Origin of the sequence: Gloeocapsopsis crepidinum LEGE 06123, from assembly GCF_015207655.1 — a bacterium.
GTDB classification, from domain to species: Bacteria; Cyanobacteriota; Cyanobacteriia; order Cyanobacteriales; family Chroococcidiopsidaceae; genus Gloeocapsopsis; species Gloeocapsopsis crepidinum.
Genome location: NZ_JADEWN010000024.1, coordinates 1 through 16,169 on the forward strand (window position 1 = coordinate 1; position 16,169 = coordinate 16,169).

General features: G+C 40.5%; 13 protein-coding genes and 1 pseudogene. 11 read left to right on the forward strand and 3 right to left on the reverse strand.

Annotated features, from left to right (window positions below; all coding sequences use genetic code 11):
• The 3 genes from IQ230_RS11320 to IQ230_RS11330 form a co-directional block, all read left to right on the forward strand.
• On the forward strand, positions 1-549 hold a 549-nt coding region (locus IQ230_RS11320; RefSeq protein ID WP_193932100.1), incomplete at its 5' end, for a transposase.
• A gap of 3 nt (positions 550-552) precedes the next feature.
• Positions 553-2,886 carry a TonB-dependent siderophore receptor gene (locus tag IQ230_RS11325; RefSeq protein WP_322742391.1) on the forward strand — a complete coding sequence of 778 codons (2,334 nt, stop codon included), beginning with the start codon at positions 553-555 and terminating at the stop codon, positions 2,884-2,886.
• A gap of 59 nt (positions 2,887-2,945) precedes the next feature.
• Positions 2,946-3,965 (forward strand): ABC transporter substrate-binding protein, encoded by a 1,020-nt coding sequence (locus IQ230_RS11330; protein WP_193932101.1) that lies wholly within the window; start codon positions 2,946-2,948, stop codon positions 3,963-3,965.
• Here the strand turns inward: IQ230_RS11330 and IQ230_RS11335 are convergent.
• A complete protein-coding gene (locus tag IQ230_RS11335; protein WP_193932102.1) occupies positions 3,949-4,152 on the reverse strand; it encodes a hypothetical protein in 204 nt (67 codons plus the stop codon). The genes IQ230_RS11330 and IQ230_RS11335 overlap by 17 nt on opposite strands.
• Here IQ230_RS11335 and IQ230_RS11340 point away from each other — a divergent pair.
• Positions 4,151-4,726, forward strand: a complete 576-nt coding sequence (locus IQ230_RS11340) for a Uma2 family endonuclease (protein WP_193932103.1) — start codon at positions 4,151-4,153, stop codon at positions 4,724-4,726. The two genes, IQ230_RS11335 and IQ230_RS11340, sit on opposite strands and share 2 nt — an antisense overlap.
• Positions 4,727-4,789: 63 nt before the next feature.
• Here IQ230_RS11340 and IQ230_RS11345 read toward each other — a convergent pair whose 3' ends face one another.
• Positions 4,790-6,175: a cobyrinate a,c-diamide synthase gene (locus IQ230_RS11345; protein ID WP_193932104.1), complete on the reverse strand. Its 1,386-nt coding sequence runs from the start codon at positions 6,173-6,175 to the stop codon at positions 4,790-4,792.
• 533 nt (positions 6,176-6,708) lie between these two features.
• Between IQ230_RS11345 and IQ230_RS11350 the strand changes: the two genes are divergently transcribed.
• The 5 genes and pseudogenes from IQ230_RS11350 (at position 6,709) to IQ230_RS27665 (ending at position 11,222) form a co-directional block, all read left to right on the forward strand.
• Positions 6,709-7,962 (forward strand): DUF4912 domain-containing protein, encoded by a 1,254-nt coding sequence (locus tag IQ230_RS11350; RefSeq protein ID WP_193932105.1) that lies wholly within the window; start codon positions 6,709-6,711, stop codon positions 7,960-7,962.
• 76 nt (positions 7,963-8,038) lie between these two features.
• On the forward strand, positions 8,039-8,605 hold the full coding sequence (locus IQ230_RS11355) for a hypothetical protein (RefSeq protein ID WP_193932106.1): 567 nt from the start codon (positions 8,039-8,041) through the stop codon (positions 8,603-8,605).
• Positions 8,606-8,744: 139 nt separating this feature from the next.
• A complete protein-coding gene (locus IQ230_RS11360; protein ID WP_193932107.1) occupies positions 8,745-9,131 on the forward strand; it encodes a DUF2358 domain-containing protein in 387 nt (128 codons plus the stop codon).
• Between the two features lie 43 nt (positions 9,132-9,174).
• On the forward strand, positions 9,175-10,362 hold the full coding sequence (locus IQ230_RS11365) for a TRC40/GET3/ArsA family transport-energizing ATPase (RefSeq protein ID WP_193932108.1): 1,188 nt from the start codon (positions 9,175-9,177) through the stop codon (positions 10,360-10,362).
• Between the two features lie 383 nt (positions 10,363-10,745).
• Positions 10,746-11,222, forward strand: a pseudogene (locus IQ230_RS27665) (class I SAM-dependent methyltransferase).
• Positions 11,223-11,224: 2 nt separating this feature from the next.
• On the opposite strand, the gene dnaN reads toward IQ230_RS27665, so the two are convergent.
• Positions 11,225-12,367 (reverse strand): DNA polymerase III subunit beta, encoded by a 1,143-nt coding sequence (gene dnaN, locus IQ230_RS11380; RefSeq protein ID WP_193932111.1) that lies wholly within the window; start codon positions 12,365-12,367, stop codon positions 11,225-11,227.
• Between the two features lie 735 nt (positions 12,368-13,102).
• On the opposite strand from dnaN, the gene IQ230_RS11385 reads away from it, so the two are divergent.
• Both IQ230_RS11385 and IQ230_RS26610 read left to right on the forward strand, forming a co-directional pair.
• Positions 13,103-14,257 carry a VWA domain-containing protein gene (locus IQ230_RS11385; RefSeq protein ID WP_193932112.1) on the forward strand — a complete coding sequence of 385 codons (1,155 nt, stop codon included), beginning with the start codon at positions 13,103-13,105 and terminating at the stop codon, positions 14,255-14,257.
• Positions 14,258-14,295: 38 nt separating this feature from the next.
• Complete coding sequence (locus IQ230_RS26610; protein WP_228054774.1) at positions 14,296-15,960, forward strand: tubulin-like doman-containing protein; 1,665 nt, start codon at positions 14,296-14,298, stop codon at positions 15,958-15,960.
• Positions 15,961-16,169 lie beyond the last annotated feature (209 nt).

Sequence of the window (16,169 nt, forward strand, 5' to 3'; positions counted from 1 at the left end):
CGAAAGCGAAAGTTTCACGTAATTGCAGGCATCGCTTGTACCCGTAAGTTAGTTGATGGGCGCTGTGTTGCTCAACTACACAAGCGAGGGCAACAACTTCGTCTTCGGGGCTTGAAGTTTCCTGTCTCTGTATCCTGGTATTATTTCAAGCGTGATGATGGTAAGTATGAAAAACGATTTGTCCTGTCTACCAAAGCTCTCAAAGCCAGCACCATTTCTTGGTGGGGTAAACGACGGTGGCAGATAGAGAGTTGGTTTAAGACAGCCAAGCACCGTTTCGGTTTGCATCGTTTTGGACAAGGGACACTTTTAGGCGTTTATCGTTGGTTAGTGCTATCCCTTATTTCTTATATTTTGGCGCATTGGGCTTACTTATCCACAGCGCTCGCCTCTACAAATTTACCTGATTGGGGACAAGCCGCACAAATCGCACTCCAAACTATATTTCCACAATTGGTGCTGTTACTTCTTTTACTAGACATTGAACGCCTGAGAGATTTGGCATTTAGTCAAGGAATTGACATTCAAATTTCCAGGTGCAAGATATGAGTAGTGCTGGAAACAGCAAATGGCGATTTTGAAGTGCCGGAAACTCGCGTCGTAGGCAATGCGCTGATTGTGGATATTGCAGGTGCGGCGATCGCTCAAACGTTTTCCCAAGCAAACCCAGTTGAGGGAATTGCGCTGGTAAGTGTAACAAGTTTACCCAATAATCAAGTACAGGTAACGATTACAGGAACCGATGCGCCACCTGTGGCTGAGGTGACATCAGAAGCTCAAGGATTAGTGCTGGCAGTGACACTAGGGGATGTTAATACTGTAGCGGATGAGGATGCAATTGAGATTGTGGTGACAGGCGAGCAGGATGAGGGATACAACCCGTCAAGTGCTTCTACAGCAACGCGAACGGATACACCGCTGCGGGATATTCCTCAATCGATTCAGGTGGTGCCGCGAGAGGTGCTGGAAGACCGCAAGGTGAGAAATCTGAATGAAGCAGCGGAGACCGTTAGCGGTGTTGCTCGTGGAGGCGGACTTTATGGCAATGGATCAATTACATACAACAGAATCATCAGAGGATTTGACCAGGGATTTTCAGGAGTTACCAGTTTCCGCAATGGCTTTCCCGATACCGATTTTTTTAGCCTCTTACCGATTGGAACTATTGAGCAAATAGAAGTGCTCAGAGGACCTGCTTCAGTTCTGTTTGGAGCAGGAGAACCTGGTGGAATCATTAACTTCATTACACGGCAGCCTTTAGATGAACCCTATTATAATGCAGCATTTGAGGCAGGAAGTTATGGGTTATATCAACCCAGTATTGATTTATCAGGACCGCTGACAGAAAACGATTCTGTTTTATATCGCTTCATTGCTAACTACCAAGGCTCAAGTGATTTTCAAGGCTTTGCCGACTCAAGATTAACTACGATCGCACCCTCTCTTACCTTTAATTTGGGAGAGCGAACAGAGTTAGACCTATACTATGAATACACTCACCTTTATGCTAATCCTTCTGCTGCTGGCACTAATACTGTAATTCTCAGCGATGGTAGTTTGCCTCCTCGAAACTTTGCCCCCTACTATCCTGGTTTAAGCCTTCTAAATGTTAAAGTTGACAGATTTGGATACAGTCTGGAACACGAATTAAATAGCGACTGGCGAATCAGAAACAATGTTGCGATCAACCTAACTCATTTTAGAAATGATGTGGCAGGATTTCCTAGTACAGTAGAAGACGATCGCTTTGTTGGTGGATTTGATGCCTCCAAAGATAATTATCAGAGAAATAACTTTTTTGGACAGATCGACTTGGTTGGAGAGTTTGGAACTGGCTCAATTTCCCATCAAGTCTTAGCAGGGTTTGATTTTAATCGCTTCAGTAATGAAGGCAATAATGTCGATACTGATACGCCTCTACCTCCTCTAGACATTCGCAATCCAAATTACGATATTCCAACTCCTAGCTACTCAACAATCCCTACCTTCTCCGATTTCAATTTGTTACGGCGCTCGTACGGTGTTTATCTTCAGGATCAGATTGCGCTTCTAGATAATCTCAAACTTTTAATTGGCGGTCGCTACGACTGGGTTTCAACTGATCTTGCAGTAGATCTGACCACACCAGGAGATGTCATTGATCTTTCAACCCGCAATGATGGTGCCTTTAGTCCTCGTGCGGGTTTGGTCTATCAACCTAGTGAAGATGTTGCTCTCTATGCTAGCTACACGCGATCGTTTGCTCCTCTTTCTGGATTTGATAACACGAGTACGGATGCAGATGTTATTTATGAGCCATCGAGAGGAACTCAATACGAAGTTGGTGTAAAAGCTGATTTTCTAGATAGCAGACTTTCGGCAACCATAGCTGCCTATCATTTGACCAGAACCAATGTTCTTACACCCGATCCAGATGACCCTACTCGTTCTATTCAAACTGGAGAGCAGCGCAGTCAGGGGATTGAGTTCGATGTGACAGGTGAAATCTTACCTGGTTGGAACTTGATTTTGTCCTATGCCTTAACCAATGCAGAAGTTACTAAAGATAACACCTTTCCTCAAGGCAATCGATTAGCAAATGTACCAGAAAATCAAGCAAGTCTCTGGACAACTTATACCATTCAAGAAGGTGCTTTAGAGGGCTTAGGATTTGGTTTAGGACTATTTTATATTGGTGAACGGCAAGGTAATTTAGATAACTCGTTTCAACTAGGTGATTACTTACGAACTGATGCAGCACTTTACTATCGAAGGGGACGTTTCAGAGGTGCGATTAATATCCGTAACTTGTTTGATGTAGACGAGGCAGCGTTTGCCTTCAGCAGAACTCTTGTTCAAAGAACTGAACCCTTTACAATTGTCAGTTCGGTGAGTTGGGAATTTTAGTGAACAGCTTCTCCAAGTTAGAACTCAAAGATACAGGCTGAATATGGGTTAATTCTGTAATGCTTCACAATGAGGAAAAAGTGTTCCGTAAAGCCAAGCTATTTCTACTCTTCTTAGCAGCAGTTTTTGTCTTCTCTATCGCTGCTTGCAACAGTAAGACGCTGTGGCTTCAGCCAGGCAGAATAAATTCAACAACTAAACAAACAGAGCAGTCAGACTCTGCACAAAAATCAGCAGCAACAAAAATTGTGAGTCATGCTTTGGGACAAGCAGAAATTCCACTTCATCCCCAGCGTATTTTGGTGCTAGATGGTAGTTATCTTCTCGACCCACTATTAGCAATAGGCATAAAACCAGTGGGTGCTGCTACCTGCCCATACTGTATCAAGTCGGATACACTTAATCAGTTCGTTGCCGATATTCCGCTTGTGGGTCATTGGGAGCAACCATCTTTAGAAAAAATTCTCCGTCTAAAACCTGATTTGATTGTGGGGCACATATGGCAAAAGCAATACTATTCACTCTTGTCTACAATCGCGCCTACGGTAATGATAGATACGGATAGTGGAGTCGATTTCAAAAAAAACTTGAAATATTTAGCCGAAATCTTGGACAGGAGCGATCGAGCTGAAGAAATTTTGGCTGAGTATAATGAACAAATTCAAAAGTTTCAGCAACAGCTAACCGAAAAGTTGAGGACTAAAACAGTATCGGTTCTGCACCTTTACGGGTCAAACGTTGCTGTTTATGGATCTGATTTTGTGCCATATGGTCAGATCATGCTCGATGCCGGTATACCGCTCATCCCTGCTTATAAAAATCTCAAAGGCTACTTAGAATTAAGCCTTGAAACTTTGCCTGATTGGGATGCCGATATTTTATTTGTTGACATACTCCGTAAAGACGATTCTGAAAACCTTAAATCACTATCGTTCTTGAAACAACCGATCTGGTCAACATTAAAAGCTGTGCAGAATAACCAAGTATATGCAGTAAGTTGGGCTAGTACTGTTGTGGGTCCAATTACAGCTAATCAATTTGTTGATCGTCTTTATGGATATTTTATTGATACTCCTTAAGCTCAAGAAAATAGTGTCCGCGCAGCACGCCTACTACACAAACCAAACCGTTTTCCTGAAAACTAATCACGAGTTTGCCTGTAATTAAGCAAATAAAGTGAAGTGCGATCGCTCTTGGAGATTTGTGCAGCAGTCCCTTTGTTCTGAAGCGTATTACAATAAGAGCCAAACCTAGCTGAAATTCCATGAACGCTCTTACCGTTGACATTAAATCAGTCATTGACTTGACCGATGAGCAGTTCTACCAGCTTTGTCAGCGCAATCGAGATTTGCGGTTTGAGCGCACAGCCCAAGGAGAACTGATTATTATGCCGCCCGCCGGAGGGGAAACAGGAAATCGAAACGGTCGGCTTACTCAGCAATTATTCAACTGGACTGATGTTGATGCAACTGGCATTGCTTTCGACTCTTCGACTGGTTTTAAGTTACCCAATGGAGCCAACCGCTCTCCCGATGCATCCTGGTTAACGCTAGAGCGCTGGAACACGCTTACGCCCCAACAGCAAGAGAAGTTCATCCCGCTTTGTCCCGATTTTGTTGTGGAGTTGATGTCTCCGAGTGACTCGCTGGTGACAGTTCAAGCTAAGATGCAGGAATACATCGACAATGGTGCGCGTTTGGGCTGGCTACTGAATCGTAAGGCAAAGCAAGTTGAAGTTTATCGTTCGGGCAAGGCAGTTGAAGTATGCCGAACACCTGAAACGCTTTCGGGGGAAGATGTTCTTCCAGGCTTCACCTTGAATTTGACTCAAATTTGGTAGTGTATGTATTTGTAGATGAGCTTTTTGATTTGAATCAACGAGGGGCGATCGCACTCAAAATTATCAGCCAAAAAGTGATCGCCTTTCAGCTAGTAAATCGCGAAACTTGAGACAGCGTTGTAAAAACTGCTGAGGAATTTTGATATTCCCGCCAAAATGAAGGTGAAGGTAAGACGCATGAACTTGATACGCTTGCCATCCTTCCAAGGTTCTAAAACTGGAGTTGTATCCTTGCAGTTCAAATAAAGGTGCTGTGGATGTTTGATTGAGCCGCGATCGATGAAATTCGTGCCCCCAAATTACTGTACCAGTTTTGAACAGTGGACTTTGTAGTACAGTTGCTTGGCGATAACCGAGTGTTAAGCGAGAATCCATAATTGCTGTTGCAGGAATGATATCTACCATTGACCAAGATTGACATTCAAAATCGACGATCGCCTGCGACAAATACATTAACCCACCACATTCAGCATAAGTTGGTATTCCTTGCTCAATTGCTTTTTTTACTGCTACCCGTGCTGATTTATTTTCTGTCAATTGTTGGGTAAATACTTCAGGAAAGCCGCCTCCGAAATAAAGTCCCTGGATATTTTCTGGTAAGTCAGGATCTGTCAATGGACTCCAGTAAACGATTTGTGCACCCAGTTGTGCCAAAATCTCTAAGTTATCTGGGTAGTAGAAGCTAAAGGCGCGATCGCGTGCCACTGCTATTCTCAGCGAAGTAAAATGGGTAATTGTTATATTTTGCTCAGATGCCGCTACACTAAAAATTTTCGCCTTTTTTAGGAGTGGTAATAACTTTTCCCATACAAAGCAAGCTTCTCCAAGTTGGGCAAATCTATCAATTAATTGATCGAGTTGCGAAATTTCTGCGGTGGGAACCAAGCCCAAATGACGATCGGGAATTGCGAGATCGTCTGAACGGTGTAAAACACCAAGAATAGGTAACTGTATTGATTCCAATGCTTCTTTAAGAAGTTGCAAATGGCGATCGCTACCAACGCGGTTTAGCACAACCCCTGCAATTTTGACTCGCGGATCGAACGAACGATAACCGTGGGCGATCGCTGCGACAGATCGTGACAATCGACTGCAGTCAATCACGAGTAAAACTGGTAACTCTAATAACCGTGCAATGTGTGCTGTACTTGCAGTGTCATCAATACCCGTAGCACCATCAAATAAACCCATAACACCTTCTACTAGCACACAATCAACATCTTGGCTGTGATGCGTAAAAGACTGCCTAACATAAGCGTCATTAGTCAGTAGCGGATCTAAATTGCGGCATGGACGTTTTGTTACATACTGATGAAACATCGGGTCAATGTAATCTGGTCCAATCTTAAAAGATTGCACTTGCATTCGTCGGCTGAGATACGCCAGTAACATCAATGTAATTGTCGTTTTACCAACGCCGCTACGTTCTCCTGCAATTATTAAAGACATATTCTAGGGGCTAGGGACTAGGAGCTTGCGGAGATTAAACCTCAGTACTCAATTGCGTAAAATACTTGTTTTGGCTTTTAACTCCTTACCTTTGAGTTATTTTATCTACACGAACCAAGAAAAGCCGAGAAGTTGAAATCATAGATTTTATGTCATGAAACTATGACTTAAATTCTGCCACAAAGATCGCTTTGTCATAAAACCATAACAAAGCGATCCCCAAAAAGCCGATTGATGCGTAGAATTACTCAAAAACAACCTTGTTACCTCTTGATCCCTAAAGAAAGTTTGCGGCTTAATAGTTAGTAACAAGCGATCCCCACGATCCCAAAAAATGCTGTTTTTTAGCATAAGTAGGATTGTCAAGGATGCACCAACAAGAGCCGTTCAAGAAGCTAAATGCATAACAAAACATTCAGATGCCCTCACCAGTCAAACAAGATTGCAGTCATTCTGGCACTGGATGTTACCGACAGAACGGAGTTTTTGTCCGGCAACAGAATAGTTGATTCAAATTACCGGAGACAAAATTCATGGCTAAAGAACGCCCACCTTTGGATGAGATGACCTTACGGCAACTAAGAAGAGTTGCTAGTGAATATGGTGTCTCGCGTTATAGCCGAATGCGGAAAGCGCAACTGCTATCGGCAATTCAACAAATCGAGCGCACAAAAGTTTCTGTTGTTCCAACTCGTACACTGGAGGCACAAGAAGCAGTGGAAGCAGCTAAATTTGAACTAGGTCAAGATGACCGCACAGGTGGCTCCTTAGCTGATGTAGATGAAGGTTTAGCCGAATTACCCGATGGTTATGGCGAAAGTCGGATTGTGCTACTGCCTCGCGATCCCCAATGGGCTTATACTTACTGGGATATCCCAAACGATCATAAAGAAGACTTGCGCAAACAAGGCGGACAACAGCTAGCTCTGCGCATTTATGACGTTACAGATATTGACATCGATTACCAAAGTCCACACAGCATTCAAGAATATCCTTGTGATGAGTTAGCACGAGAGTGGTATTTACCGATTCCTGTCAGCGATCGCGACTATGTTGTCGATATTGGTTATCGTTGTGCTGATGGTCGTTGGTTAGTTTTAGCACGTTCTGCACCTGTTCATGTACCGCCAGTTTACCCTAGCGACTGGATTGAAGATCATTTCATTACTGTTAGCTTTGAAGAAGATCTGCGCGGTAAAACTGTCTTTGAACTTGTACCACCAGCCAAGCGGATGGCAACTGCTGGAGTTCAACAAGACAGCAATCCGATCTACGACGAAATCTTTGGTATGGCTCAAGGTGTTGAAGCACAAAGAGTAGCAGGTTCACTCTATGGCTCAATGCAGCAAGTACCAGGTTCCGCTCAGATGGTTGGCGTACAGTCAATTAGCTCTTATGTCACTGCCTCTGGAATGGGGATGTGGGCTGTACCAACAATGTCGGGTGTTGGTATGTCAGGTGTTGGTATGTCGGGCGCTGGTTTCTCAGCTTCGGCAATTCCGATGCGTCCGCGTCAGTTCTGGCTCATCGCAGATGCAGAGCTGATTGTTTATGGTGCAACAGAACCCGATGCTACAGTAACAATTGGTGGACGTCCAATTAAGTTGAATCCTGATGGCACGTTCCGTTTCCAGATGTCTTTCCAAGATGGTTTAATCGACTATCCAATTGTGGCAGTAGCAGCTGATGGCGAGCAAACGCGCTCAGTTCATATGAAGTTCACGCGCGAAACACCATCACGGAACACTAATACAAAAGAAGAAGCTGTTCCAGAGTGGTTTGCTTAAAGCATTATCTGCCAAACTGATAAATAGATTACAAAATCCCTCGACAATCGTCGGGGGTTTCTTTTCATTAAAGATTATGATACCTGAAGAAATTGCAAGTACGCTTACAGATATTTTCGAGCCAGCAACTGTACAAGCGATCGCTCCTGGTTCGTGGCAAATTGAAACTTCTGGGTTTCGTTTATTGGTACTTTTATCTGACGATCAATCGTGGTTGCGTGTTTTGCTACCGATCATGTCAGCCGAAGCCGCACAACCTTTTATGGAGCAACTTTTAGCTGCCAATTTTGATGATACGCAAGAGGTGCGCTATGCCTTGCAACAAGGCGTTGTTTGGGGTGTGTTTCAGCACAGTACGGAAAGTTTGGCGCGGACTGATTTAGCAGATGCGATCGCCCGTTTAGTTTCGCTACACCAAGCAGGACTCAATGATGTATTTTCGCAATTAGTAGACAGTCGAATGCGTCAAATCATCTTTGCGGCAAAACAACAAGGATTAACACTCGAAGCAACACTACAGAATCTCGATCGCTTTTACGAAGAAGGGATTTTAGGCGACATGAAACAAGGAGCGCAATCACGCGAGGAAATATTAGCAGCATGGCGGCGACAGCTCGAACGTTTGTGGCAAGAAGTCGAGTAGGGTTAAAGATAAGATTGTTTTTCCTGCTTTTCAATTTTTAAATTATGAATACGCGACTCTTTCTATAGAAAAAGTTAGAGGTTGCAAGAAGAAGGAGTGATTAAATTGAGTAAAGGCGATCGCACTTTACAGCTTCTATATGGACATTGTTGAAATTCTTAAGCAGGATTACCAAAGATTTCCCGCTAACCAGACGTATAGCCTCTATGCCCAAGATGTCTACTTCAAAGATCCCTTAAACGAATTTCGTGGCGTTGAGCGGTACAAAGCAATGATCAGTTTTATTGAAACGTGGTTCATTGCGCCCAAAATGGATCTACACGATATCCACCGCGAGGGAGATACGATCAAAACAGAGTGGACTTTAAGTTGGAATACTCCTGTACCGTGGAAACCTCGGATTGCAGTTCCTGGTTGGAGTGAGTTACGTGTCAATCAACAGGACATTATCACTTCTCATGTCGATTTTTGGAAATGTTCGCGATTAGACGTCATAAAACAACACCTTCCTACCAAGAATAGATAGAGTAAAGAAATCTAAACATTTCTTAGACAGGATAAGAGCATTCATGCGTGTAATTCTGATGACAGGCAAAGGAGGAGTCGGAAAAACCTCTGTTGCTGCTGCTACTGGACTTCGTTGTGCAGAGTTAGGCTATCGCACACTCGTTTTGAGTACCGACCCAGCACATTCACTTGCAGATAGTTTTGACTTAGATCTAGGACACAATCCGCGACAAGTCCGCCCGAACCTCTGGGGAGCAGAATTAGACGCGTTATTAGAACTAGAGGGTAACTGGGGAGCCGTTAAGCGCTATATTACTCAAGTTTTACAAGCAAGGGGACTTGATGGAGTTCAAGCTGAGGAACTTGCAATTCTTCCTGGGATGGATGAAATTTTCGGCTTAGTACGCATGAAACGCCATTACGACGAAGGCGAGTTTGATGTCTTAATTATCGACTCTGCTCCGACTGGTACGGCACTGCGATTGTTGAGTTTACCGGAGGTTAGTGGTTGGTATATGCGACGTTTCTACAAACCTTTGCAAAAGATGTCTGTTGCGTTAAGACCACTTGTAGAGCCATTATTTCGACCGATCGCAGGTTTTTCTTTACCAGATAAAGAGGTGATGGATGCGCCGTATGAGTTCTACGAACAAATCGAAGCATTAGAAAAAGTCTTAACCGATAATATGCAAACTTCGGTACGCTTAGTGACGAATCCTGAAAAGATGGTACTGAAGGAATCGCTACGCGCCCACGCTTATTTAAGTCTGTACAATGTTGCAACAGATTTAGTTGTTGCCAATCGTATTATTCCTGAAGAAGTTCAAGATCCTTTCTTTCAAAGATGGAAGGAAAATCAACAGCAATATCGCCATGAAATTCACGAAAACTTCCGTCCATTACCTGTAAAAGAGGTACCTCTATATTCTGAGGAATTATGCGGTTTAGCAGCTTTAGAGCGGCTCAAAGATACACTTTACAAAGACGAAGATCCGACACAAGTTTATTACAAAGAAACTACTGTGCGCATTATTCAAGATAACAATCAATACAGCTTAGAACTTTATTTACCAGGAATTGCCAAAGACAATATTCAACTGAGCAAAACAGGAGATGAATTGAATATTACTATCGGTAATCATCGGCGTAACTTAGTATTACCGCAAGCTTTAGCAGCATTACAGCCAGCAGGTGCAAAGATGGAGGAGGATTACTTAAAAATTCGTTTTGCTGATAGTGTAAGGACTTAGCAACTACAGTTGCAGCTAAACAAACAAAGTCTACCTCTGCTAAACATAGCTATTTTAGAAATAACAACGTCAGTAGGTTTAGTATTGCAGATTTTCTGCATGAATTAGATTCTGCCATCCTAATCTATATGAACTAAACGTTTTCCATATCTTCTCCCTCCTGGGAGAAACCAATGGGGGGCTGAGGTTATAAACTATTAATCCCCCCAGAATTGGGAAGCCAGTTTGTTGCGGGGGTTCTCTCTGTTGTAGGAACTGGCATGGATAGAAGAAAGCTAGTTAATATTCGTGCAAGAAGTCTCGTATAATTACGGTTCCTAACTGCTCAAATCTTCTTTGAGTTAAGGCAACAATATCTTCAAAGACGTAATTTACTTTCGTCAATGGACATACGAGCTTTTCGGCTTCCTTGGTTAGCAGCAGATACTAAAGTATACGAACTCGATCAACTTGAAGTTCTCAGTTATAAAGATACTGTACTAAAAGATACATCACCTACTTGCTAAAGGTTTGCGATCGCAGCAGATCTCACTCAATCTCGATCGCACTTATTGTTAGCTCAAAGATATCGTGCTGATATACCTTCCATATGGTTAATTGAAGGCTTGTGGATCTACTTGAATTTACCTCAAGTAGATATACTAACAACAGTTTCAAAGCTAGCTGTAGCGAGAAGTTGGTTAGGATTAAGTGTAATCAATACCGAGGGAATAGGATCAGCCACAGACATTAGTTTTCAAGAATATTGGCGTTCCAAATTTGATATCCCAGAGAAGTTACCAGCAGACTATGGATGGAAAGCAAAGGTAATTCAACCTGGAGATGAAGGCGCACATTTTGGGCGTTATACCCACTTTTAAGCTCAAGTTCTAATCTGCACTGGCATAATTAAATAAGTCATCTTTACACCACCTAAAGGCGTTAAAATCACTGGGCTAGTTGGGGTGTTAATCTGCATTTGAATTTCTGAAGTGGGAAGTGCTTTCAAGCCGTCAACTAAATATTTAATGTTAAAGGCAATATCAATACTATCACCTGAAATTTGTGCAGGCATTGATTCTCTACCACTACCAATATCTTGCGCATCAACCGATAAAGCTAATTCTTGGTTGGCGCTATCAAGCGTAAACTTCACAATATTATTTTTCTGATCTGCTAAAACCGCAATTCGTTCGATCGCACTGAGTAAAAACTTACGTTCGAGTGACACTTGAATTTCAAATTGACGGGGGATAAGTTGACGATAGGCTGGATATTGTCCTTCTAAAGTACGGCTAGTTAAACGGTGGTTTTCCCATTCAAAAACAACTTGTCCGCGATCGCAATGCAGTGACAGCACTGCACCATCATTCAGTATCCCTAACATTCGTTCTAGTTCGCGTAAGGCTTTGGCTGGTACTGTTACCTCTAGTTGTGCTACATCTGCCTCTAAGGGTGCATTTTCGTTGATAGTTTGCACAACTGCTAAGCGATGTCCATCAGTAGCCGCAAATTCTAAAGTCTCTTGCTCTATACTCAAATGCAGTCCTGACAAAATTTGCTTAGTTTCATCAGCACTTGTTGCAAATAAAGAACCTCGTAGTCCTTCAGTCAATGCTTCTACTGGCAAATGAATAGCTTCGCCATTTTCTATTACTGGCAATTCAGGAAATTCTTCTACCCCCATACCCCTAACTTGATACTTTCCTGAAGTGGAAGTAATCGTAGCACCTAATGGTGTCTCTCCTTCATCATCAATGGCAAGTTCCCCTTGTGGCATTCGCGAAATAATGTCATTCAAGAGCTTAGCAGGAAGGGTTATTTCTCCTCCTGTTTCTACTACAGCCAAAAAGCTTGTCCGAATACCTAAGCTTAGATCGAACGCAGTAAGACTAACTTGTCCTGTTTGCGCATCTGCCGTCAATAGTACGTTTGCTAAAATTGGATGTGTCGGACGTGATGGCACTGCACGGCTTACGAGCGACAAGTTTGTGCTGATATCACTTTGATTGCAAACGAATTTCATCAGGAGATTTGTGAGTTTGCTAAAGGGTTTGGATGCGTCTTGAGTTTCATCTAGCTCAGAAGCACTATCGTAGCATTTGCTGCCTGTATCTGTTGCATAAAGACTACTAAAGATCTTTTTAATTTTTATATGTAGTAGTAGTAGTAGGTGCTGTGGAAACTGTGGAAAAACTTCAACAACCCTTTATCTAGTTCAATTTCATCTCTTATCTGCTGTGGAAAACTTGTGGAAAAGCTGAATAGTTTTTCACATAGTATTTTTACTCACTATCAGTTTTCCTCGTAAAGTAAATAGTTTTCCACAGATTTTCCCAAAGTTTTCCCCAGAAATCTGTAAGTTTTTCACAATCTAATCAACTCTTAATATTTCTTTAAGCCAATATTAAGCTTGACATCCACGAAATCTTAAAGCTTGTGAAAACAACATAACTTAATTATAAATATTTAATAAACATTAAAACACACTTATCTTTCAAACGAGATACCCAAAGAATGACTTCAGTAGGATTACTGAAGTTAAGTCTTGATATAGGTTTTTCCAAGTTGATTTTATCAGTGTGATTTCGCTTATATATGTAGTTAAATACAAGTTAAATTTCTGTTTAATATGTTTTTTACTTCTATTTTACTTATTTCTCTGGTTTAGGAATATATAAAAAATATGGCACGATTCAATTTTTAGTTTCGATTGATATTTTTATAGATCTATATTTTAAAAATGTTCATAAACACACTTATGTCTAATCGCATAATATTAGCCTCTGCGATAAAGACTACTCCTGGGAAAAAACTCAATCCTCACCAAAAAATAGCATTAGAAGTGGTTGCTGGTATTCATAATAAGCGTGATGTAATATTAGCAATTGATTTAACTGAGAGTGTAGGAATTAATGACGAAGGTCGGATTCGTCTACGACAAATTATTGAAGATAGCTTGAAATCTGGAGATTCGGTATACGTTGTTCCTTTTGCATCAAATATAGTTAACTCAGAAGAAATATCAAATTTACATCCTTTAGGACTACCCATTCATTTTGATAAAAAAAATCAACAAAATATAGATAAAGTTTTACAAAAAATTCCATTGTCAGCTAATCTAAATTTCCAAAATACAGATATTCAACAAGCGGAACTTACTATCTATCAAGGGTTAGCTCAGCTTAATCAAAATCGCCTGCAACAAAATCAACCAATCAAGTTTCAATCAATAGTCTGGATTACAGACGCCCCTTTATTAACTAAATCAGGTAACGAGTGGATTGAAACTCCAGCAGATAGTCCTTTTCGATTAGAAGATTCTCTACAAAGTCAAGTACGGCAGGCTTGGATTGATGCTTTACCTTTAAATAAAAGAGAAATATCAATTCAAACAGCTGACTCTAGAGAATATAAACTTGCTGTAGTTGATATTGAACCAGTTGTACAGGAATTTTGTACAATTGCACCAAACAATCAAGATTTTTGTAAAGTTAACTCTTATTTGTTTGGACAATTATGGTTTCCTACTATAGTTTTAATTTTAGGAATAATTTCTAGCACATTTTTTGCCAAACACTTGATCGCTCTACGTAAAAAATGGCGAGTTTCTGTTGTTGCAGACTTGGAAGATTATGAAAAAGAATGTCGCCCACTATTACCAGGAAAATCTTTTGCTATAGGTCAAGGAGATTCTAATTGTATTGATGAAATTGATTGTCCTGGATCAGAAGTAAGAGCTTATCTAGAACGTCAAGGAAATCAACTTTATTTAGTTCCTACTCAACTAGCACCAATAGAATTGAAAGGTAGAGAAGTTAATAAAAGAACTCGATTAACGGGTAGTTCTATTAAACTGAACTGTCCAAGTGACAAGCATGGAGATTTTTATCTCAATATTAAAGTTAAAAAGTAATTTATAAATTAAAGCTGATTATGTATACTCAAACTTCTATGAACGACCGACAATATCAAGGAATTAACCGAACTATTTGTATTGGTTTAGGTAGTACTGGTAAAGAGGTTTTGATGCGTGTTCGTAGGTTAATAGTAGATCGCTATCAAGATTTAGCTAAATTACCAGTAGTTAGTTTTGTACATATTGATACCGACAAAGAAGCTACACAATCGGTTAGCTTGCGGACAGGAAATAGCTATCAAGGTGTTGATTTAAGTTTTCAAGATGCTGAAAAAATCAATGCTACAATGACTTCTGCGCAAATTACTGAATTAGTTCAAGGTTTAGAACACTGTAATCCTATTGGCGATCAACCTAGTCCCTATGCTCATATTTCTGAGTGGTTTCCACCACAACTGTTGAGGAATATTAAAGCAATTGACCAAGGTGCAAAAGGTATTAGACCTATTGGTAGACTATCATTTTTTCATAACTATTTAAAAATTAAGCAGGCTATCGAAGTTGCTGAACAACGTACAAGAGGACACGAGCAAGATTTACTAAAGCAATCTGGTTTAATTGTTGATCCTGGATTAAATATTATTGTTGTCGGTTCGTTGTGTGGTGGTACGGGTAGCGGTACTTTTTTAGATATGGCATATAGCTTAAGGTATGCTTACCCTGAAGTTAAACAACTTGTTGGATATTTAGTAATTAGTCCAGAATTGTATGGCAATACACCTAATATGTGTGCCAATACTTATGCAGCATTAATGGAACTTGACTACTATTCAAGCCCTGGAACAACTTTTGCAGCTTGTTATGACCAAAGATATGATATTCATGTTCAGGAGAAACGCCCTCCATTTGATTACACCTACTTAGTTTCTAAATCAACAGAACAAGGTAATTATGTTATTGATAAGCAGCGAAAACTGTGTAACGTTATTGCTAATAAAATTGCTCTTGACTTTTCGAGTGAATTAGCACCTGTTGTCAAGGGAATGCGTGATAATTTTGCCCAACATTTGATTCAAGAAGACGATCATCCACGCCCGAATACTCAAAACTATCTTACTTTTGGGTTAGCGGCAATTTATTTTCCACGCGATCGCATCTCTCAAATCACAGTCACGCGAATTAGTCACAAGCTAACTAACTTTTGGTTGCAAGGCGAAGGGCAAAGCCCAGACCCACTAAAATTGTTAGAACAGTTTTTCATTGAACATCATTGGTATAATAACTCAGATCAAAAAAATGGTTTTATTTCTAAGTTAGAAGAAATACCAATTGAAAATGAAAAAAACTTCAATGCTTTGATGAACACATGGAAATCGAAGCTAGAAAATAAAATTACTGAGTGTAAAACTAAAGAAGAGCGTGCTAGCTTGATGCGGCAACTTCAAAGAGACTTTCGCGAACAGTTTCATAAAACTAAAACTGGAGATTCAGAAAGTACTCGCGGAGTTTGGTTGACTAAAATTATTAAAGGGAAAAATAGCTTATTTACACAGCTTTGTGAAGATATTGATAGCTATTTATATAGTCTACTTAATCCTAATAATAAGAACTTCTCAATTACAAATAGTCGTAATTGGCTTGATGCTATTCAATCTGAATTAAACACATATCAATATGAGATTGAATTAAAAGTTAAAGATGTTAACAGCACTAAATCATTAGAGCAACTAGAAAAAAATGGACACAAATTAACAAGATAATTCAAGATATTGAAGAAGAATTTAAAATTCTTTTCAATAATAAAAATAGCCGCGTACAAGAAGAAGCAAGAAGAGCTATTAAAGATACAGAAACAGCAATTAAACAAAATTTTAATCTATCGGTTGCTTTAGAAGCTTTAGAAGTTGTCAAATTCCTACAACACTACGTACAGTTAAGAGCTAATCAATTAACTTCACTAAGTCGCTCA

What these genes read in the sequence shown, in the direction of transcription:
- IQ230_RS11365 (WP_193932108.1), top strand. Translation starts at nt 9,175, where the DNA reads ATGCGTGTAATTCTGATGACAGGCAAAGGAGGAGTCGGAAAAACCTCT.
- IQ230_RS11330 (WP_193932101.1), top strand. Translation starts at nt 2,946, where the DNA reads ATGCTTCACAATGAGGAAAAAGTGTTCCGTAAAGCCAAGCTATTTCTA.
- IQ230_RS11385 (WP_193932112.1), top strand. Translation starts at nt 13,103, where the DNA reads ATGTCTAATCGCATAATATTAGCCTCTGCGATAAAGACTACTCCTGGG.
- IQ230_RS11335 (WP_193932102.1), bottom strand. Translation starts at nt 4,152, where the DNA reads ATGGAATTTCAGCTAGGTTTGGCTCTTATTGTAATACGCTTCAGAACA.
- dnaN (WP_193932111.1), bottom strand. Translation starts at nt 12,367, where the DNA reads ATGAAATTCGTTTGCAATCAAAGTGATATCAGCACAAACTTGTCGCTC.
- IQ230_RS11345 (WP_193932104.1), bottom strand. Translation starts at nt 6,175, where the DNA reads ATGTCTTTAATAATTGCAGGAGAACGTAGCGGCGTTGGTAAAACGACA.
- IQ230_RS11350 (WP_193932105.1), top strand. Translation starts at nt 6,709, where the DNA reads ATGGCTAAAGAACGCCCACCTTTGGATGAGATGACCTTACGGCAACTA.
- IQ230_RS11355 (WP_193932106.1), top strand. Translation starts at nt 8,039, where the DNA reads ATGATACCTGAAGAAATTGCAAGTACGCTTACAGATATTTTCGAGCCA.
- IQ230_RS26610 (WP_228054774.1), top strand. Translation starts at nt 14,296, where the DNA reads ATGAACGACCGACAATATCAAGGAATTAACCGAACTATTTGTATTGGT.
- IQ230_RS11340 (WP_193932103.1), top strand. Translation starts at nt 4,151, where the DNA reads ATGAACGCTCTTACCGTTGACATTAAATCAGTCATTGACTTGACCGAT.
- IQ230_RS11360 (WP_193932107.1), top strand. Translation starts at nt 8,745, where the DNA reads ATGGACATTGTTGAAATTCTTAAGCAGGATTACCAAAGATTTCCCGCT.